This is a genomic window from Bacillus sp. N5-665 (genome assembly GCF_022637375.2).
Classification (GTDB): Bacteria; Bacillota; Bacilli; order Bacillales; family Bacillaceae_G; genus Bacillus_A; species Bacillus_A wiedmannii.
Window position 1 is genome coordinate 40,716 of record NZ_CP093324.1, and the last position, 21,558, is coordinate 62,273.

The following is a 21,558-nucleotide window of genomic DNA, read 5'->3' on the forward strand; positions in this document are numbered from 1 at the left end:
TTATAGTCCTACTGTATATTGTATTGATAGCTTTTAACTATGCAAATCATAATCATTTCAATTGGTTTGAAAACCTTATAAAAACACTATTTATAGTAGCGTTTTTTGAAATTATGATGTGGTTATTTTCTTCAAAAAAAACAACCTCTAGAAAATAAGAGGTTGTTTTTTATCACTTACCATGTTTTTCCTGTCCAGCCTTCTTCTTCATATATACATGTACCTAGATACCAAGCAAGTTGACCAGCTAAACTAACTAAATTACCTTTGACGCCTAATCTAATCATTTTTCTAGCTGCTAATTCATATTCTTTGTTAGTAATATTAGCAATAATAGAACCTATAAAACCTACTGATAGAAATTCTACATAATTTGCTATAAGTTTTCTTTCTATACAGTTATCTACAGCTTCTGTTTCTTGTTTGAATGGATCTTCATAGCCAGGCGGTGTATTTACACGTTTGATTTCTTGTCTCAATTGTTCTAATTCTTCAGTTTTACCATATTTGTTTTCTATCATATCAATATCAATATCTACTACTCTTCCGTGTTTATCTTTAACTGCAGCTTCTTCAACAACAAATTTTAATTGTGCAGCTACTTCTTGTACTAATTTTTCTTCTTCACTATTAATCTCTTGCGCTTTGGAGATTCCAGCGAAAGAAGTTGTAAACAAAGCGAGTACGAGCGCCATTGATACAATATTTCTTAATATAGTCTTCATTTTTAATCCTATCCTTTTCCTTATTTATGCTTTTTTACCGGTATTTTCTAGCACAGTTCTATCTTAATACATTAGTCTATAAAAATATATACCCTTCAGAAAGCGGAAAAATAATGAAATTCAACGATTATTCCCTTTAAAACAGCGGTTTCAAGATATTTACAATTTAATTATTAGAATATTATGTGTTTTATTTATCAATTAAATTTTGGAAATAGAAATAATGTTAGGTAGTGAGTAATTAATAATGAATTGATAGATTAATAAAAAATCTATTATTCCCCTTTTAAGAATTAAAAATCTCTAATGTTAAAATAGGGTTATCTTACAGAAAAACGTAATTTGGTAGTAGGTGAATTTTTTTGTATTGGGAATTAATACACATGAGATATAAAAACAACACTGTGTCTGAAGACTTTTTAGTGGGGAAGTGGATATACATAGATGAAATATAGATAGCAAGAAAGGGCTGAGATTTATGAAAAAAAGAAAATTTTAACAAAATAAAATGACGGATATATTTCATGATATTTCATCATTATCTTCCTCCTTTTTATTAGCATTTTTTTAACTATATAATTTAAACTAACAATTTATATCTTGTATTAATAAAATAGAAATCGAAATGTATTGTGGGGGAAGGGACATCAACTACTGTGGTCTCCGTTTGTCATCTGAAACCGAACTGTAAATAATTCATGGGTTTTTAACAAAAAATCAATTTAATATATTTCATAAGAGTAGCATAAACAAATGATACAATAATGGGATAAGAGAGAAATTCATTTGTAATTATTTTTATGGTAAAGGCAATATGATACTCAGTTTAGTTAGAATGGAGTCGAAATTTTTATGGCACAAAAATTTGCTGTTTTTTCAAATACAATAGGGGAATATGAAATCTTTGTAAAATCCCAAACAATTTATTGGCCTAGATCACTTACTAAACTTACAAAGTCTCAAAGTGATAGCGGAAATGTAAAAGAAGAAGTGGTTGGGGATAGGGTTTACCTGGTAACAGGAGCTTCTATTCGTGATTATATATTCGAAGATTTAAAGGGAAAAGTTATATCTTCGCCGATGATTACACATATGGGAGTTGTTAGAGAAATTATAGAAAATCCGATTATTTGTTACAGGTATAAACATAGCAATAAAAACAGAAAAAGGGACACTGTTATGTTACCGTTTCAAATGTTTGAAATACTTAAGGGATTTAAGAGATATCTAGATGAAGATTTTACAAGTGAGAACTTGGCTGAGATAGACCATATTTTAAAAGTTGGAGTAATAATTGAAGAATTAAAGATGGAAGGTAAAATAACGTTTGAGCGTGCCTATGAAATAGGAGATGTTTATTATATTGGTAATAAAAAAGGCAATTTGTTTATTTTAGATGAAGATTTCACACCTGTTTCACGACAAAATGCAAATGTTGAGAGAGCGAAAAAAGTACAGATGATGCCGGATAAGAGCTCCTTAATAGCCATTCGAGAGGCATGTAATGCAGCTGGATTAAAAGGTGAAGAAGTGATTCAACACTTAGGTACATGGCAAGGGGAACAGTACATGAAGATTGATATTACTGATAGTTTGTTTTTACCCGTTGATAATGATAAAGGGCTTTCACAAGGGATTTCAACTAGATTGTTGACAGAGGGAGCGGGTGAACGATTAGTATCTCAATTGTACAATACGGTAACTAAACAGCAAGAAACAAATCCTTCACAAAAGGGGAGTAATGATGTGGAATTTGCAAAGAATCAAATTTTGTATGGACCACCTGGAACAGGTAAAACGTATAATACGGTTTTATACGCAGTTGCCATTTGTGATAAAAAAAGTATTGAGTCATTAAAGGAAATGCCTTATAAAGAAGTACTAGATCGTTATGAAATGTTAAAAAAAGAAGGAAGAGTTGCTTTTACAACATTTCATCAATCCTACGGATATGAAGAATTTATTGAAGGAATAAAACCGGTAATTAATCAACAAGATGAAGATTCCATATCAGATTTAAAATATGAATATACTTCTGGGGTATTTAAAAAGTTTTGTGAAGAGGCTAAAAAGGTTAGAGTAAAAGCACCTTCCTTAAAGATACGAAAGCACCCTGTCGTGTGGAACGTCCTTCTTGAAGGGACGGGGCAAACTAAACTCAAAGAAGAATGTTTTCAGAATGATTATATTAAGATTGGATGGGCTAAGAAGGATAAACTCATCACTGAACAAACCGATAATTTAAATGATAAAGTACGTAGAATTCTGCTGAATTTTCAGGAGGAAATGCAAAAAGAAGATATTGTATTTATTCAAGGTAGCAACACTACCATTGATGCAATTGGAATTATTGACGGCCCTTATGAATTTGATGAGTCCGATAAAAAATATCCAAGGAAAAGAAAAGTGAAGTGGATTGCTACTAATATTATTGAAGAAGTATATGCCTTAAATAAGAATACAAAGTTGGATAGGAAGACTGTGTATCCACTAAGAAAGATGGATATTGAAGGGGTAATTAATTTAATTGAAAAGTATACGAGTACTAACGAGATTAATGTGGAAAAAAATATTGACCCCTATGTGTTTATAATAGATGAAATTAACAGAGGGAACATTTCGAAAATCTTTGGTGAATTAATTACACTGATTGAGCCAACAAAGAGAATTGGAGCATCAGAACAGACTACTGCACTTTTACCGTACACAGGGGAGGAGTTTGGGGTCCCTAATAACGTACATATTCTTGGGACAATGAACACAGCAGATAGATCTATTTCATTAATGGATACAGCATTAAGGAGAAGATTTAAATTCATTGAGATGATGCCCGACATTGAAATACTTAAAGAACTAGGTATTCTCGAAATAGAAGGAATTGATGTTCCAGCTATCTTAAAAGCGATGAATGAAAGAATAGAATTCTTGTATGATAGAGAGCATACAATTGGACATGCCTTTTTTACTCCTTTGGTTGGAGCAGAAAAGCAATCTATACAGAATTTAGCACAAATATTTTTAAATGATATTATACCATTATTACAAGAGTATTTTTATGAAGACTATAGCAAGATCCAGCTAGTACTTGGAGATAATGCCAAAACAGATAATATAAATAAATTTGTTTTAGATACAGAAGTTAAACTGAAGAATATATTTAAAGGAAATCCAGATATTGATTTACCAGAAAAGAAATATGAAATTCAGACAGAAGCTTTTTATAGGGCAGATAGCTATAAACAAATCTATTAAAGCATGGTGAAGAAATGAATAAGTTATTAGAGGTTTGTGAATTCGATTCAATAACCTGCAATAAGGATTATGAAAATAATGACTCTTATAAGTATTTAAATGAGGAGACTTTTCAAGAGTTAGAAAAATTTATATTGACCTTAAATGTGAACGAAGAAACAAGTTCAGCAAATTTTCTAAGAATAAGTATGCGGAGAAATGTTGGGAAAATAATTCAAGCAAGGAATTATGTTGGATTAATTCAGATGAAGAATGGTTTTCAGGTTCAAATTCTTCCCAAGATTACAAATAGTGGGCTTGAGGATACAAAGAAAACATTTCTAAGAATGATCCGAAGTATGAAAGACTTTCCAAGTAAGATTTTTAATGATGCTAATCTAAACGTAGATAAAATGAACCTGTATGAGCTTTTTATTAATATGTATATCCAGGAAGTAAGAGAATTAATAAAAAAAGGTCTTCGCTCATCGTACTTTCCTGTAGTAGATAATGTAATTTATTTTAAAGGGAAGTTAATAATTCGGGAACAAATCAAGAAAAATCAAATACATAAAGAACGATTCTATGTAGAGTATGACGAGTATGGAATGAACCGACCAGAAAATCGATTAATCAAGTCAACATTATTAAAATTACAAAAGCTGTCTAAGAGTGCAGCCAATATAAAAGGAATTAGGCAGTTGCTCCCTAATTTTGAAAAGGTAAAACCCTCAATTAATTATAACAAGGATTTTTCAAAAATAGTTATTGATAGGAACACAAAAGATTATAAAACGCTAATGCAGTGGTCTAAAGTTTTCTTGATGAATCAGAGCTTTACGACCTTTTCTGGAGAGACAAATGCTAGAGCGGTATTGTTTCCGATGGAAAAAGTTTTTGAAGTATATGTTGCTAGAAACCTAAAAAAAGTATTAAGTGATTTGATGTGGGAAGTATCACTTCAGGATAAGGGGCACTATTTGTTTAATAGTCCTAAAAGGTTTGCATTACGACCGGATATTGTTATTACGCGTGAAGATGGTAGTAGGGTAATATTAGACACGAAGTGGAAAGTGCTAATTGATGACCCAAATAGAAATTATGGTATATCACAAGCTGATATGTATCAAATGTATGCTTACTCAAAGAAATATGAGGCATCAGAAATATGGCTATTATACCCGGTAAATGAGGGAATGAAGGATACTGATATTAATTTTAAAGCGTATAAAGACGAGGTACTCGAATTAAAAGTAAAAGTTTTCTTAGTTGATTTAACCAATATTCAAGAAAGCCTTAGTGTGCTGAAAAAGCATTTATTAAATCGGGGGAATGAAGTGCAGTGTCTGAAATAACAGGAAAAGTATTGAAAAATATTGTTTTCTAGTGAATGGTTCAAGGTTAAAATGTGAGTTATGTTTGTTTTAAATTCATCTTATACTTGCTACGTCCTTTGATATATAAAAAAGCAACTAATTCTATAAAAGAATTAGTTGCTTTTTTATTTTTTGTTAAAAGAGGAATATAGTTAAAACACAATAAGGTATTATGATTTTAGCCACTAGAATTTTTAATTGACAGGTTAGAGAGTAAATAGCCTCATTAGAATACTAATTTAAATTTTGTGCCATTTGTCTTTGAATTCAAAAAGGTTTTTACTAGCTAGTTTTGTACCATCTGTATTTAAGTTAAATGTATAGTTTCCATTAGATGTGTACTTGTTTGAGATAATATTTTGGATGTCTTGTTCTGAAAAAATATAATATTCCGACTTATCGGTTGCATAATCACTGATAAGTAATATTAGATTATGAAATGCATTTAATCGAGTTTGTGCTTCTTTTAATATGAATGAATCATGAGAAGCAGATCCACTTCTTTGGATATGTTTTACTTCTATTCTTTTTTTCTTATTTAAAATAAATAAATCGTATCCTTTTTGATTAGTAGCAGCATATTCTACAGTGTGGCCTAAAGAAACTAATTTATCAAATACCAGGGATTCTCCAAAATTGCCACTTTCTTCTCTATTTAAACGTTTCATATAATCTACCGCCTTCCGATTAAATGGATTTTACAGATATAAATGTATTGTTTTATGAGGAAATAAAAGTTTTTGGAATGATAATGTGCCTAAATTTTATTATTCTCATTATACCTTAATAACCGTTTATATCAATTAATTATTTTTATGGATTGTTTCAGGAAATATATATAGTAGAAGTTTTTATGAATATGAAAGGAAATTTGATAGAGAATGGAATTTGCATGAGACATAGAAAAATATATGATTTCCTGTAGGAAAGGACTTTACTTTGGAATGAAATTATTATCTATAAAGAGATTTATAAAAAATTCATTAAAATAATTAGTCCAAGTTTAGAAGTATGAAGACAACGCTTTTCAAAGTATATAAATTAGCAATAAAAAGAATGTAGATTAAAAACCTACATTCTTTTTGACTTAGTATATAAATTCTAGCTAATAAATAACTTGTAGGATAACAAGTACAGTAGAAGCAGGTAGGGTTAAAATATATTTTGACTAAATACTAAGTACTAATGAGTATCTTTGTAGTAAGTTATTTGTATTAAAGAGTAGATTTTTTAATTTCTAGTAACTTAGCTCTTAGTTTTTCATCATGTGCATATAAATAAAGACCTTTTATGCCTCGTTTTAGCAAGATATTAAGCGCATTTAAAATGATTTCTTCTTTTATTTTTGTAGCATTAGGGTGATCTCCTAATCCTTTAAATGCTTCGGTGTCTTTATATCTATCACTTAATATTACTAGTTTATTATTTTTTTCATCATAAGAGATAGATGGACCCAATATTACCCCCACATAGTTTAAGTCAAATCCTTGTACTGTATAAATTGAACCTACCTCATCAACTGAACTTCCATGTGGAGAAGTTGTCTCTCGTTGTGCCCATGTTGTAGAAGAATCGGTAAGATTCCATGGTAGATCTAAGCCGCCAGTTGTAACATGATACTTTCCACCATCTTTTTTATGTTCAAAATCAAATGTGGAAACAACTCTAGAAAGTCCCCATTTAGTATTTTGTTGTTGTATTTTTTTATGCATATCAGAAGCATGTTCAAAGATGTCAAAATCATAAGTGTTAGGGACATTTGGCATAGGTGTAATTTTCTTTTGAACTAAATTATCTAACCATGAAACTAATTCATTGCCAGCATGCATTCGCATTTGAGTAGAAAGTTTATATCTTTTAGGCTTATATTTTGATAGGACGGCATTTAAAGTTTTAGCATCCCAATATGCCTTATTGCGGGTTACTTGCTTAGAATCAAAGATAATAACAGTCACCTTAGCTCTTTTAATAATATCTTCTAGATGGTTATGGCCGTGATATGAATTGTAAGAATCTGAGCTTGAAAGTAGTAGATGAGCTTCATCTACAAATACAATATCAACTGGTGTAGTCTCTGTATCTAATGGCATTTGATTAATAAAAGAAGTAGGTTTTAATATTTTATTCTTCTGCATAATTTTCACATTAGAAGCTATGCTATGGAACGTTTTTAACGCTTCATTATGGTTAATCAAAATATAACTGGAAGTATCATATAAATGTGAGTTTTTGTCTTTAGACATCTCTAACGTTTTATAATAAAGAGAACTTAAAACGACACTTTTACCAACCCCAGCACTGCCTTCAATGAAAATTACTTTATGTTCTGTTTTGTTTTGCGTATTCATTTTATAGAATTGCTCTTCTAATTCATATACAACATCTTGGTATAATTCAAACTGTTCAGATGTAAGTTGTTTAAACGGAGATAGTTTGAAAATATCATTATTCTCAATTAAAAATAGATCCTTATTAACAATCTGTTCAGTATCTTTCAAGGTTTTCCAGATTTCTTTAAAAACTTCATCATTATAAAAGCTTTTTTCATAGTAGTTATGCACAACTGAAGATACAGTTTGACTAACATTTCTTAACGTGTAACGTTCATCACCTAAGAAATAATTAATTAACTTTGTTTCCAAATTATATGTAGCAGATTGATTAAATTTTTCATGTTTAATCAGTGTTACGTGCTTAAAATCATGTCTGTTTTTAACATTAGAAGTATTATTCCTATTTAGTCTATGGTTGTGTAATCTATTAAAAGCATTTACTGTTTCACCAATATAAGCTTCCTTCTCCTTATGTAGGATATAAATAATAGGATAGTCATTAAAAGCATTATAATCCGTTTTAATTTTATCAATTTCTTCTTTTGTGAAAGGGATAGTTTTAATAGTTAATCCTTCCATGCATATACCTCCTATTTTTAGATACCAATGTCTTAGATTCAAAGTGGAAAACATTACTGCTAAATCTTGCTTAAATAAAATGGCTTTGAAATACTTAGAAAAAGGTTTAAAGGCTTTAAAAATTGCAGAATTTCACTTTAATTGTATAATTTAAAAAATAAATATACAACTTATGTATTATTTATTGGTACAATATAAAATGGCATCTATATGAAATAATTGATATCTTTGGATATTATGTTGATATAAGAAATATAACTGTTTAATAGAAAATATATGGATTAAACCTTAATTGAGCTGAAGAAAAATTCTAATTCAGATTCTAATTAGGGGAGTTAATTACCATGTAAAATTCCAAAGTATGTATTAATTTGTAAAAAATTATCTATTTTAGATTGAAGGTTTAGTATAATAATACTAATGTTTTTTATTTGGGGGTTTGTACAAATTGTTTATTGAAGGAATGGTTGAATATCGGCCAGGCATTGATGCGGAGCGTTACGTTTGGAAAAAAGTAAAATCAGCATTCATTGAACGTGAAAGTTTTGGTTTTTTACATTTTCCAATGTTCAAGGAAAATCATGCTAGTAAAAGAGAAATAGATATCTTATTAGTTGATCGTGACATTGGTGTAACTGTAATTGAAGTAAAAGGAATAAATATAAAACAAATTGAGGGAATACAGGGTCATATATGGCACTTTACCAAAGATTATTATGCATCTAAAGGCGAGCCTTTTAACCAAGCGGAGCAACAATTAAATATGTTGTGTGATGATATTGAAAAAAAGGACAGTCTGAATCGAGCGTTTTCTAAGCGAGCGGTAGTGGCCTTACCTTATATTACGAGTGAACAATGGATAGAGCGTGGTTTTAACCAATTGTTAAATACTCCTTTTATATTGTTTAAAGATGACTTTGAACAAGGGACTTGGATTCAAAAACTTGAGCGTATGAATATATATAAAGCAAGATTGAATTTACAGGATTCTCAATGGGATGCATTAAAAAAACATTTTTATATTAGAAATTTGGCAAGGGAAAAAACAGATGAAATAAAAAGCGAAAAACAAAAACGATTCTCTAATTTATATGTTTTTACTAGTGAGGAGCAATTTCACAAAGAGAAAGAAGAAATTGAAAAGTTATTAAAGGAAGGCTTAAAAATCTATATCTTTAGTACGTTTTCTATTTCTAAGAATTGGCTTGCATTGCAAAAGGAATTTTGTGATGAATTTCAACTTCAAGTTTTTCAAACAAAAGAGACAAACCTTTCAGTGGATACAAGAATTATCCAAGACGGAGAGGTAGAGGCATCCTTCTTAAAGAATATATTGTCTCCGGCGTTCCCAAAGTTTAATTTGGGTCAGTATATAGCAGTTCACAATCCACATACGGATAACTTAATGATTACAGCAGGTGCGGGGACAGGAAAAACATACGTTATGATTGATCGTATTTTTTATCTGTTAGAAAAGGTTGGCATCACACTGAAAGACATCATAATGGTTACTTTTACAAATGCGTCTACTAATGAAATGAAGGAGCGTTTGCAAAAGAAATTATTAAGCATGTTTAAATTGACAGGGAAAACAAAATATCTTTACTTTGCTGAAGAAGTAAAAAATATACAAATTAGCACAATTCATGCGTTTTCTAAATCTATTTTAACTCAATTAGCACATGAAATTGGTTTTGGTAGAAACTTAAAGGTAAGAAGTTTTATTAAAACGAAGAGTGACATCCTTGAAAAGCTTGCTAACGAGTTTTTCCAAAAACATTCTGCGAAAGTTCTAGTCGATTTAAATTTAAAATTTTATGAAGTTATAAATATGATGAAGAGTTTCTGGGATGAAATGGAGAAGAAGGGTTTAACTAGACGAGAAATTGAATCAATTGTTTGGGGTACGGTAGTAACAGAAGAGCATCAAATTCTTAAGGATCTTTTTCAATATGTATTCAAGCAATGTGAAGGTGTATTAGAAGCACAAAAAAAGAAAGAAAATGCGATTGATACAGGGGATATGGTCCGAAAACTAAAGTTATTTACACAGGGTGATACACTCAAACAGCTTCAAACTGATAAATATCTATTTGTCGATGAATTTCAAGATAGTGATAATACACAAATTGAACTAGTGGCAAGTCTACAAAATCAATTAACATATCATCTTTTTGTGGTTGGGGATATTAAGCAATCGATTTATCGTTTCCGTGGTGCAGATTACACGTCCTTTACAAGATTAGCAGAGAGAGTGAATTCATCATTTACGCCTGTAGCTTTAAATCAAAACTATCGAACAACTAGCAGTTTATTAGAAAAGCTAGATAAGGTATTTTCTGTTTGGGGACAGAAGTGCTGGGGGCCAAAAGGTAAAGAGTGTTTACTTCCTTATACGGAGGATGATCGTTTGAGGGGGATGAAGATTAATGAACCAACAATAGGGGAGTTCCTTTACCCTAATACAAATAAGGATAATGTAGAGGAAGAAACAGTACGTCATATTTTCGAAGCTGTGGATATAACCAAACAGTTACCAGATGATGAAAATAAAAAAATTTCTCTTGTTGTACGTACGAATAAACAAGCTCTTGAAGTACGAGAGTGGTGTGAAAAAGCAGGAATAGGGACTGTACAAAATTTAGATGGTACGTTTTATAAATCAGATGCAGTCATACATTTTAAAATGATGTTAGATGCTCTGTTGTATCCAGGTGAGGCAAAGCATGTCGTTAATTTTCTACAATCACCTTATTTTAGATATGCAATTCCAACTAAACTACTTATTCCCTTAAAAGGTGATAGTGAGAAGATTATAAAGTTTTTACAATTGCATATGGGAAATGACTTTACGCAGTATCTCGATGAGTTAAAAAGATTACCTGTTATGGCTGTTATACAGAAGATTATCTCTGAAAAGGGATTACTACAACATATTTCATCCTATTATGAAGTGAAGTATGGAGATGACCCAGACATAGATGAGTCTATAAAACAACTAGAGATTGAGATAGCTGTAAAACAGTATGAGAAAAATTTATATCATTTAATGAACATCATTCAAAAGCAGTTTGATTCCATGAGTGGTACGCTTTGGAACATACATGAATGGTTAACCTTACAAATTCGCGTAAATCGTAATGAAAATGAACCAATGATTGAACCGAAATTAGGAGTTGTAGAAATTACGACTGTTCATCGCTCGAAAGGCCTAGAGTACCATACTGTTATTATGCCTAAACTGAACCACTCATTTAGTAATAAACAAGCCTCTTTTTACATACAAGATGAAAAAGAGATGGGTGACGATAAACGGACTGTTGGTTGGAAAGCTAAAGATATTAAAAATAATTATTTTGCTACACTACAAAATTATGAAAGCTTTGAGGTAGAAAGAGAAGAGACACGATTGTTGTATGTAGCGATGACACGTGCGAAAAAGAGACTAATTTTAATGATGCCTGAAAAAATAAGTGAAAATACATGGGGTAATTTACTAGGACGAGCTTTTAATGAGGTGAATCATGAACGTTGATGTATATACATATGATGATCCGAAGCGTTGGAGAAATCATTCAAAATATAACAAGATAAAAAATGCTATTCATATATGTGCTACCAAAAATATGAAGGACGGTATTGTAGAGGCGTATCAAAACAAAGAAGAACGAGAGTTTTGTTATGTGTTTACAATTCGCGAAATTATTGATGAATTATTAACAAGATGGAATTTACCCGAAGAGCAACTAAAACAATATTTAAAGCTTTCTCGGGTTATCAATGAGCTTAACACGGAGAATGCAGAATTAAAAAATGCATTTAAAAATAATCGTCCTGATCTTCTTGAAACGATTCGCTTTCTGACGTATACCGGGGTGAAACCCATTGATTTAACTACAATAAATCTAGAAAGTAATAAGCTAACAGAAAAGGAAAAGCTCTTTCAACAAATTTGGTTTGATGTAGAGGAAAAAGATACTACCTATACAAATATCCGAAATAAGCTTCGTAAGGGATGGGCAATAGAAGAAATCAAAGAGAAAATCAACAAGCTTTTAAAGGAAAGTGAAAGACCGGCCCTAGATGTTGGAATGAATCAGCTTGTCTTACATGGATTTTACTTCATTACACCTGAGCAGCAGATTTTTCTACAAGCTCTCAGGAAGGCAGGATTTTCTATTACATTTTTTAATTTTTATGATCATCGTTTTCCAGCAACCTTTGATTTTATAAAAGGCTTTATTTCTAAAGAATATCAGTGGACTGATAATTGGCAAATTGAAAGTAATCGAGAAAACAAGGAAGAGTCCCTCGGCACTGAATTTTTGAGTGCATTTGAAGGAGAGAATGCAACGGGGGGAACCCTTAAAAGAGAAGTTATTCGTTATAATTCCTTTTTTGATTTTTTAAATGATGTAGTTGTTCCTAATTATCCAATTGGTGAGACAGAGAATGATGAGGATAAAAACAAGGATAAAGTACAAATTATTGCAACCAATGCTGATATGTTGAATGAGATCCTTGTTCAATATTATCCTAATAAATTTGCGGAAAGCAGAAACTTTTTACAATATCCGATTGGTCAATTCATTAGTAAAATCCATCAGATGATTGATGATAATACATTGATTTTAAATGAAGATATTTTAATTTCAGCGTTTTCATCAGGTTGGTTATATAATCCTATCACGAAGAAAAACGCTAGAGATTACACATACTTGCTAAAGCAACTGTTACCGTTCTTCGGTAATTGCCGTACAATTCATGGGGATTGGTTACCGAGGTTTTCTAATTTAATGAAGCATTACAAAGAAATATTACCAGCCTTTGAAGGGCCAGATGATGATAGGGTTGTAACGAGTGTGCGTAGTCCCTTTTCTAAATTTGCTCATTTTTCACTAAGCAAGAAGCAAGTTGAAGAAGTTCACTATTTTGTGAAGCAACTCGTTTTCATTGCAGAAGAATTGTTTGATATAGAAGCAAGAGAAGCCTCTATAAGTGAGCATTTTGATAAATTATTAGGGATATTAGATAAATATAATCCAATACAGCATTCTAAATTACTTCAAGATGAAACGGATATTATTCATTCATTAAATGAAAAATTAAAGAAAATTCAGGATGATAATTTCTTTCTATATGATGATGTTGGGGAAGCCATCAATGTTTATTTGAGTGGGAAATTATCAAACACAGATGAAGCCTTTATAAAACCGTTTATTGAGGTTGATGGGGAAGCTTTTAAACAAAATATTCATACCTTTTATCTAACAGGGCTAGATGAAAAAGGTCTACCTCTTGATGAATTCAGTACACCATGGCCATTACAAGAGGTTACGTTTGAAAAACTCTCCATTCGTCATGAAGTACTTGAATTACATACATTGAGAAACCAATCTATCAAGCAGATTTCAAGGTATTTACTATTTATTGCTTTGGAATTCTTATTAGATAAAAGTACTGAACTGTCTTGGATGCAAAACTTTTTAGATAAGGAAGATCTGCAACCTGCTGTGTATGTCCATCAACTAGGATTAAAAGTAATAGATTATAAGGAGAAGGCAAATCACCTTGTAGTGAAAACACGTCCTAATCCAGTTGATTTTGAAGACATAGCGGTAGATATAAATGATGAGGATTTAACAGAACTTACATTTACAGATTTTCTAATAGAATATAACCAATGTAAAAGGAGATTTTACTTTAGTTATATCCTAGGTCATTCACCTGTTTTTACTGATGAATTTATTCATCAATTTATGTTTACGGAATTAATTCGATTGGTTAAGCGTAGTACCACTTTAGCGGATGAAAAGGTTATTAAAACGGTAAGTGAATTATTCCCTCACTGGACGAACTATAAAAAAGAAGTAATGGCCGAAACGTTTATAAAAATTGCGAGGCAAGATGAAGAGCTAGAGCCAGTTAGTGGAAATATTAGAATCAGTAAAGCAAGGAAGAATTTTCAGCTTCCAGGTCTTACAAATGCTAAAAGAAATGAATGGATAGAAGAAACTGTTAAGAATAAGCCTTCCTTGTTGATTGATATGAAGGAAGATGTAATGAATGAGAATATATTCCATGCTAAACCAGGAGAAAATTGTCGTTACTGCCCTCATGTAGATATTTGTAGTGAAGGACGACATCTGATTGGTTAGGAGGGAACAGGATGAATAATATTTGGAGGCAAATAGCTACTAACTGGAGAACATTTGAAAACGAAAGTGATTCAGAAGGTTTGATAGAAGAACTAACAAATGATGCATTGAATATGGTTCTAGTAGAAGACTCCTTTAAAAGTGCATTGGAATACTTGGATGAAGAAGAAAATGATGATGACGACGATGATTGGCCGTAATATGATAAGAGAGGTGTAGGAGAAGGGGAGAAATTCCCCTTTGTATGTGTATGGAAAATAAACTTGAGAGTACTGAACTAATATTAACTAAGCAACAACAGGATATAGTTGATTACACAGGGAATGAAATTTTGATTAGAGGGATAGCTGGTAGTGGAAAGACGCTTGTTTTATTAAAAAAAGCGAAGCAAACAGCGCTGAAATACCCGAATGAGAAGGTTGTAATATTCACTTACGCAGGATCTCTTTCGAATGCAACTAAATTTTTAATTGAGAAGTACAACCTTCCTAACTTAGAAGTGAAAACGTTCCACTCATGGGCGTTTGGTGCATATTGTAAGATCATGAAGAAGAAGCCTATTATTACACAAAAGTATAAACAGGAAGAATTTTTAAAAGAATCTATAAAAAGCTTAGCAAGTCTTGACCACCGCTTTGTAAAAAATGATGATTATTTCGATTTCCTAAAGGATGAAATACAATGGATTAAAGGCAAAAATATCACTACTTTAAGTGAATATTTGAAAGTAGATCGAAGAGGGCGCGGTACCAATACACGTGTTACCATGAATGACCGTGAGATTATTTATCAAGTCTTTGATCAATATAATAAGAAGAAAAACTATTTACTTGATTTTGATGATTTAGCTGTTGTTCTCATGAAGAATCCAGCTATATTTCCAGATTCCATTAAATATGATCACATTTTTATTGACGAGGCTCAAGATTTACAACAGGTTCAACTGCAAGCATTAAAGCAGATTGCTAGAAAATCATTTATTGTTGCTGCAGACAAAGGACAAAAAATCTATAAAACATCCTTTACATGGAAAGAAATTGGATTGAATGTTACGGGTAATCGTACGAAAATATTAAAGGAATCCTACCGTTCAACAAAACAAATTATTCAACTAGCAGCAAGTCTTCAACAAAATGATATGATTATTCATGATGAGGAATACGTAATTCCTAATTTGCCAGAGAGGGAAGGCCCTATCCCGTATTTAATGAATTGTAAAAATGCTGAATCGCAAGATAGAGAAGTGATTAAATCAGTAAAACAAATTATTGAACAAGCACCAAATTGTACAATTGGTATTTTATATCGTGAGGGATCTTCAAGAAACTCAGCAAAATTTAGAATGCAACGCGCATTAAATGACGCTGGTATTCCATCAGAAGATATTAGGGAGAAGGGAAATCCACATACTCCTGGTGTAAAACTTTGTACCTTCCACTCAGCAAAAGGTCTAGAGTTTGACTTTGTATATATTATTGACCTAATTGAACCTATTAGAATACCAGATGAGGATAAAGAAGAGAATTATTGGGAAATCGAAAGACGCTTGCTGTATGTTTCTATTACGCGTGCTTGTAGGCATTTACAACTATTTACTTATGGTGACACGTTAAGGTTGGTTAAGGAATTAGATTCAGAGTTCTATAAGAGTTTCACCTTATAGAACGTTAATTCAGTTAAAAGATTTTATAAAAAGGATAGAAATGTCTATCCTTTTTAGTTTTAGATGCATTGTGATGACAATATTGTTACGAATAATTCTGTTTCGTTCATGATTTAAAACAAATGCTTCCTTCTTTGGTGATGTTAGCAGCTTTTTAATAAGAGGAAGTTCTTTATGTGTTTTTACAATAAGCTTAAAATATAAATGCACTACGAATCATATGAATTTATTAATAATAATATAAGGAATATATGTTTTAACATTTTGTCGAATTAAAATAAAGTTTATTTTAATTCGACAAAATAATATGGAGGAAAAAGAGTGGAAATCGTTAAAGACATTAAACTAAAAAGACAATATTTGCAGATGTTGGATGAGAAATGTTCTTGTATATTTCATAATTCACATAGGGTATGTGGATTATACGCTATTTTCAATAAAATAAATGGTAAAGTGTATATTGGAAAAACTACTAAAAAAATATTTCATTATCTTCGTACTGTACGGTTATATGCATTAAGAGAAGGGAATATGCATAATAAGCAGTTACAAAGCGATTTTAATAATTACGGTGAAGAAAATTTCTTATTTTTTATACTAGATAAATTTGCAATTGTTGATGAAGGCTCAACTATGAATGATGCTTTAAACCAAACTATAAATTATTTAGAGGTTTTCTATATTAGCCAATTAAAGACAAATGAAGCAGCCTTTGGCTATAATATTTTAATTGGAGGGGACAATGATATAACAATAACAGGGATTAATTCATTAGTTTATCAAGAAAAATTAAAGAGAGAACAATGGGTGTATGGAGACCTAGTTGGATCAAAAGAATTACCATTTGCCATTCCAGATATATATGTTCCTAGAAAAAGGCTAAAGTGTCCTAATAATCCACCAGGATTAGGCTCTATTATAGGTTCCTATATGAAAAAAGATCGAAAAGCAAATAGCTTTAATCAATACGTCAATATATTCTTAACAATGTATCGTGAAAGAGATTATGTTCAAGCTCATATTCATTTAATACCATTTCTACTAGCTCAGCAAGTACGAAAGGTATATCCAAACACTCCGATCATTAGTGTAGATACAACTTGTGATTTTTGTAAAAAAGATGTTTCAGAAAAGGTTAAAACATATTGCCTTTCAAATATAGACAAATTTCAAGGTCATATTTATTGTTATGAACATCAAAATTTTAACAAAATATTTAATATACAGTTTGAAGAATTATAAATTTTACTAATTTTAGATTTAGCGTTAATTAAAGTATATTACATATAATATAGTGGGAAGATTGAGGAATCAATCAATTAAATTTTTCCAGATTGCATTAAAAGTATTATGTCTATTTAGTCTAAGTGTGTGAAGTCAATTAAAAGCATTTATATAGCCTTCCGTCTCTTTTTGTAGAATATAAACAATAGGATAGTCATTAAAGACCTTATAATTTATTTTAATTCTGTCAATTGCTTCCTTTGTGAAAGGAATAGTTTTAATAGTTAATACTTACATGAGTACACCTCAGATATTTAATGTAAAAAGTAAAATTTTATGGCGATGATTAGTTATGTATTTTTCATATATTACCTCTTGGTAAATAGAGATATAAAATAAACCCATTTATTGAATATTACCTGGTATATAAACATGATGAAAAAAGTTTATTCCTTTAAATCTACAAATTTCACGTTAAAGTGGTATATGGGTTAATACTCACTGCATAAGGAGTATTAATCCTTTTTAATTTTATAACTTGAAAAATGAATATAAAAATTTTTTTGTAATTGGGAAATATGGAGGTGGGAATAATAGAAGAGAAGTTTATCTAATATCATTTTGACGACCCGTATTAATAGTGATATTAAACAATAATGCATTCGAGAGGAATAAAAGATGGCACTTGCAAAACTTGATTAAAAATAAAGAGTAAATCCTATTTTTAGAATGAAAAACGCATCTATCATGAGCACGGCGTTTGAAAATTGGATTTGTAATAGAAAGTTCAGAAATAGATTTTAATCAAGCTATGATAGAATTATGATAAAAGAGATTTTATAAATAGAAATTATATAATCATAAATTCTATTTATAAATATATAATTATAAAATGAATTAAGGATGACTAATATAATCTATAAAACAAAGTTGTAAGTCTATCCTTTTCTGATCAAAAAATAGTATAAGTGTTTTTAGAAGGTGGAATGAAGATGGAATTAAGTATATATAAGCAAGTTATGAATAGAGAGGATTTTATAGATTACTTAAAGAGAAAAAATATGGAGAGGATTGGTAAAACTCAAAAATATACTAGTCAGCTAGTAATAAAAAATGAAAAAAAGTTGAAAATATTACAATAGATTTTTTCTTTAAGCTAGATAATGATGAGGTAGTAGAAATAGAATGGGCCAATTATTGGTCTGGGTTCTTTAAAGATGCTTCTAAAAGGACAAAAACAGTGGAATCCGCTTTTGGTATGATACTGCTTTGGTTAGATAATAGTTTATATACTATTTCTTTAGGAAGAGGATATAGTTATGCCAATAGTTATGCAGATATGGATTTTGGTTTCGATATTGCGGAGATAATATATAATGAGAAATCTATTGAAGTTAAGTCCGCAAAGTTCTTTAAACAATCTAAAAGTAAATCACTTACTCAGTATAATGTAAATTCATATGTTACACCAGAAATTGGGGAAAGTAATGAACTGTTAGTAAGTAAAATTAATATAGATGAAAAGTACTCTAAATTTTTATTATCAAAATATGAAGATAAAATGAATTTTAGTTCATCTGTGAAAATTTCTGTTAACTCCTATAAACCTCAAAATATAATTGATATCATACACGAGCTACATTACATCTATAAGAATGAGAAAAAATCAGGGACACTACCTAGAATGACCTTTTTGAAAAATAATGAAGATAACCAGCCTATGTTTTCTGATTTAAATAAAGGCTTATTAGAAGCAATTAAAATGGGGTCCGTCAGTGTAAGTCTCTCATACTATATTGAAGAGGATGGTACTATATTTATAAACCCGGCAAAAGATGATCAGGTAGAGATTATTTATGATAAAAAAACAAGAAAGTTAGATTCCTATTCAATAGAGTCAATAGGAGAAATGCTTAAAGAGCTTAAATGTACAGATATTACAAAGGTTTCAATAAAACCAGTTTCAAACAGAAATAGGAAAGTGAAATTATTAAAAATTTTAGATTACAGTATCAATTACCGTGGTAAAGAATTTTGTTTATATCGAGGAAAATGGGCTAGTTTTAATCAGTCGTATATTGATTTTATTGAGAAAGGAATAGTTCAGGTTAATAAATGTACTTCTTTTTATAGCGAATATAATCTTACTGAGAAAGTTTTAAAAAAGGGTAGGAAGATTCAGACCTCAAATAAAAATGAGTATGACCAAGTTAATTATGCTGAATATCCCTTTAATCTCTATTTAAAGGATACATATAATTTTATATTTCTGGATAGAAAAAATGATCATGAATATTTTAAAAATGTTGAATTTGCGGATCTTTATGATGAACAAGAGCAAGCTCTTATTCATGTTAAAATAGGATCCACCCCTGATATACGCTATTGTATTCAACAGTCTCTTCATAGTGCAGAAATATTTAATACGCAAAGTGATGTTTTGAAAGTATATGGTGTTAATCGGGTTAAAAAAGTAGCAATGCTGTTAGTATTACAAACAAAAAATTTAATTGGTAAAGATGGATTGGTGGATTTTTCTAAAAATAATTCTATTTACCTCAAGATAGAGATTATAGATTGGCTAACTAAAATAAGGATGTTAGGCTATATACCAGAGATATTAATTTCCAGAGATTTGACAAAAAGCAAAGATAAGAAAAAGAATGATTAATTTTTTTAGACAACTCTGTTTATAAGATGATCTAGATATATTAAATTAGTTGTTGTTAATGAAATGATAGGTAAAAGTATCTGGATTTATTTGTAATCTAAGTGTAAAATCGTTAACATTAGAATTTTGGAATTTACCTTAAATTTTATGTGGGAAATATGGTGATTATTTGGATAAGGAATTACTTGATTATTATATTACAGAATACATGCCTGAATGTGATGAGGCAGATTTAAAGAAGGGGCAAGAAAATAGATTAAAACATTTAATAAAGAATTTAAATGATAAGGGGAGTGTATTTAGGGATTTTCCTTACGAGATGTTGAAGATGGAAGAAAAAGCGAAACTGCTAAATTTTCTATTAAATACTACAAAGGAAAGACAGGTTGTGTCTAATATAGGAAAAAACGATGTTGATAGAAGTTTTGACAACTTTCTTTATTTGGAAGATATGGTTGGGAAATTTTCACTTGAATTCATTCGTAAACAATCAAATTATAAACTGTTAGAGATATCATTAGAGTGTAATCAAAACCGTCTAATGATAAGGAACAATAAAGTTTCGACACAAAATGTCTTACATGAATTGAGTAATAGTAATGAAAATATTATAAGGGTGATTTTTAATGAATTACGTTTTATTAAAGACATCCGGTTAAACTATAGGAATCTTAATATTATTAGGGATTATATAGATTATGTAGCTGAGACAATCCTTCAATTCTTAGTATATAGAGTTATTGTAAGTTCGAGTAATATCGATAAGAAAAGTATTATTAATAATTTATCGAATCAACTTAATAAAGTATTTAAATTAATTAATTTTCAATTGCAAAAAAAGAGGATAGCACAGAAAAAGTCTACTACATTGAAGGCAGAAACTCTTACTGGATTTTTTGTCTCTTATAGGAGTCATTACAGTAAATTTCATGAGGAATTAAAAATATTAGACATTCTGACGTCAGAGATAGAGGGAAATACAGATTTATTTTGCAAATTAGATGAAAAATTTATCGCAAATAAAATATTTTTGTCAGAAGAAAAAATTAAGATGTCAAAAGAGATAATAACGGAAGGCCACGCTATCTATGAGTTTGAAAAAAAATTAGAGGAAACTCGTAGAATTATTGGTGTTATGGGTTCAGCTGGTGGTAGACAATGTTTTTCAAATTGTTTACAGGATATCAAAGTATATTTTCGAGAAATTTATATGAGTAAGGTGACCTATAAGAATAAAAAGACAATGAATATCGTAAGAAATTATCTAAAAACCATTGAGAATAAAGATATCCAGCCCTTTGAAAAAAAGTCTCATTATATGTTTTTTAGAGAAAAGATAAGTAGAGGATATTTTCGAGAAAAAGGGTTGTTGGATCTCTATGTTGCCAAAGCCAGTATTCATAAGGAATTGTATAACCTTCTACTTAGAACATATTTGTTTTATGACGTTATCGATAGTGTTGAGTTTATTTACTCAATTAATAAGGGAATTCTTGATGCACTTCAATGTGATATGGATTGAATCAAATTATTAGGCCTTTATAAGAAATTTTTAAAACTGTTTCCAAGAAAATTAATCTTAACTTGTATATATTTTA

General features: G+C 30.2%; 13 protein-coding genes. 10 read left to right on the plus strand and 3 right to left on the minus strand.

What is annotated here, in order from left to right:
• Positions 1 to 176 precede the first annotated feature (176 nt).
• Positions 177 to 737: a hypothetical protein gene (locus tag MNO09_RS00265; protein ID WP_241950021.1), complete on the minus strand. Its 561-nt coding sequence runs from the start codon at positions 735 to 737 to the stop codon at positions 177 to 179.
• A gap of 840 nt (positions 738 to 1,577) precedes the next feature.
• Here MNO09_RS00265 and MNO09_RS00270 point away from each other — a divergent pair.
• Together MNO09_RS00270 and MNO09_RS00275 are read left to right on the plus strand one after the other, a co-directional pair.
• Positions 1,578 to 3,977, plus strand: a complete 2,400-nt coding sequence (locus MNO09_RS00270; RefSeq protein ID WP_241949939.1) for a DUF8426 domain-containing protein — start codon at positions 1,578 to 1,580, stop codon at positions 3,975 to 3,977.
• Between the two features lie 14 nt (positions 3,978 to 3,991).
• Positions 3,992 to 5,311, plus strand: coding sequence for an McrC family protein (locus MNO09_RS00275; RefSeq protein ID WP_241949940.1), 1,320 nt, complete (start codon positions 3,992 to 3,994; stop codon positions 5,309 to 5,311).
• A 260-nt stretch (positions 5,312 to 5,571) separates the two neighbouring features.
• On the opposite strand, the gene MNO09_RS00280 is transcribed toward MNO09_RS00275, so the two are convergent.
• Together MNO09_RS00280 and MNO09_RS00285 are read right to left on the minus strand one after the other, a co-directional pair.
• Positions 5,572 to 6,000: a hypothetical protein gene (locus MNO09_RS00280; protein WP_241949941.1), complete on the minus strand. Its 429-nt coding sequence runs from the start codon at positions 5,998 to 6,000 to the stop codon at positions 5,572 to 5,574.
• 546 nt (positions 6,001 to 6,546) lie between these two features.
• Positions 6,547 to 8,244 (minus strand): DUF2075 domain-containing protein, encoded by a 1,698-nt coding sequence (locus MNO09_RS00285; RefSeq protein ID WP_241949942.1) that lies wholly within the window; start codon positions 8,242 to 8,244, stop codon positions 6,547 to 6,549.
• A gap of 448 nt (positions 8,245 to 8,692) precedes the next feature.
• On the opposite strand from MNO09_RS00285, the gene MNO09_RS00290 reads away from it, so the two are divergent.
• The 8 genes from MNO09_RS00290 (at position 8,693) to MNO09_RS00325 (ending at position 21,482) form a co-directional block, all read left to right on the plus strand.
• On the plus strand, positions 8,693 to 11,779 hold the full coding sequence (locus tag MNO09_RS00290; protein ID WP_241949943.1) for a UvrD-helicase domain-containing protein: 3,087 nt from the start codon (positions 8,693 to 8,695) through the stop codon (positions 11,777 to 11,779).
• Positions 11,769 to 14,402, plus strand: a complete 2,634-nt coding sequence (locus MNO09_RS00295; RefSeq protein ID WP_241949944.1) for a hypothetical protein — start codon at positions 11,769 to 11,771, stop codon at positions 14,400 to 14,402. Before MNO09_RS00290 ends, MNO09_RS00295 begins: the two co-directional genes overlap by 11 nt.
• A gap of 11 nt (positions 14,403 to 14,413) precedes the next feature.
• A complete protein-coding gene (locus tag MNO09_RS00300; protein WP_016135811.1) occupies positions 14,414 to 14,602 on the plus strand; it encodes a hypothetical protein in 189 nt (62 codons plus the stop codon).
• A gap of 44 nt (positions 14,603 to 14,646) precedes the next feature.
• Positions 14,647 to 16,065, plus strand: coding sequence for a UvrD-helicase domain-containing protein (locus MNO09_RS00305; RefSeq protein ID WP_016135812.1), 1,419 nt, complete (start codon positions 14,647 to 14,649; stop codon positions 16,063 to 16,065).
• Between the two features lie 321 nt (positions 16,066 to 16,386).
• A complete protein-coding gene (locus tag MNO09_RS00310) occupies positions 16,387 to 17,307 on the plus strand; it encodes a GIY-YIG nuclease family protein (RefSeq protein WP_241949945.1) in 921 nt (306 codons plus the stop codon).
• A 974-nt stretch (positions 17,308 to 18,281) separates the two neighbouring features.
• Complete coding sequence (locus MNO09_RS00315) at positions 18,282 to 18,431, plus strand: hypothetical protein (protein WP_241949946.1); 150 nt, start codon at positions 18,282 to 18,284, stop codon at positions 18,429 to 18,431.
• Between the two features lie 98 nt (positions 18,432 to 18,529).
• Positions 18,530 to 19,960, plus strand: a complete 1,431-nt coding sequence (locus tag MNO09_RS00320) for a DUF6119 family protein (RefSeq protein ID WP_241949947.1) — start codon at positions 18,530 to 18,532, stop codon at positions 19,958 to 19,960.
• A 169-nt stretch (positions 19,961 to 20,129) separates the two neighbouring features.
• Entirely contained in the window at positions 20,130 to 21,482 is a 1,353-nt protein-coding gene (locus MNO09_RS00325) for a hypothetical protein (RefSeq protein ID WP_241949948.1), read from the plus strand.
• Positions 21,483 to 21,558 lie beyond the last annotated feature (76 nt).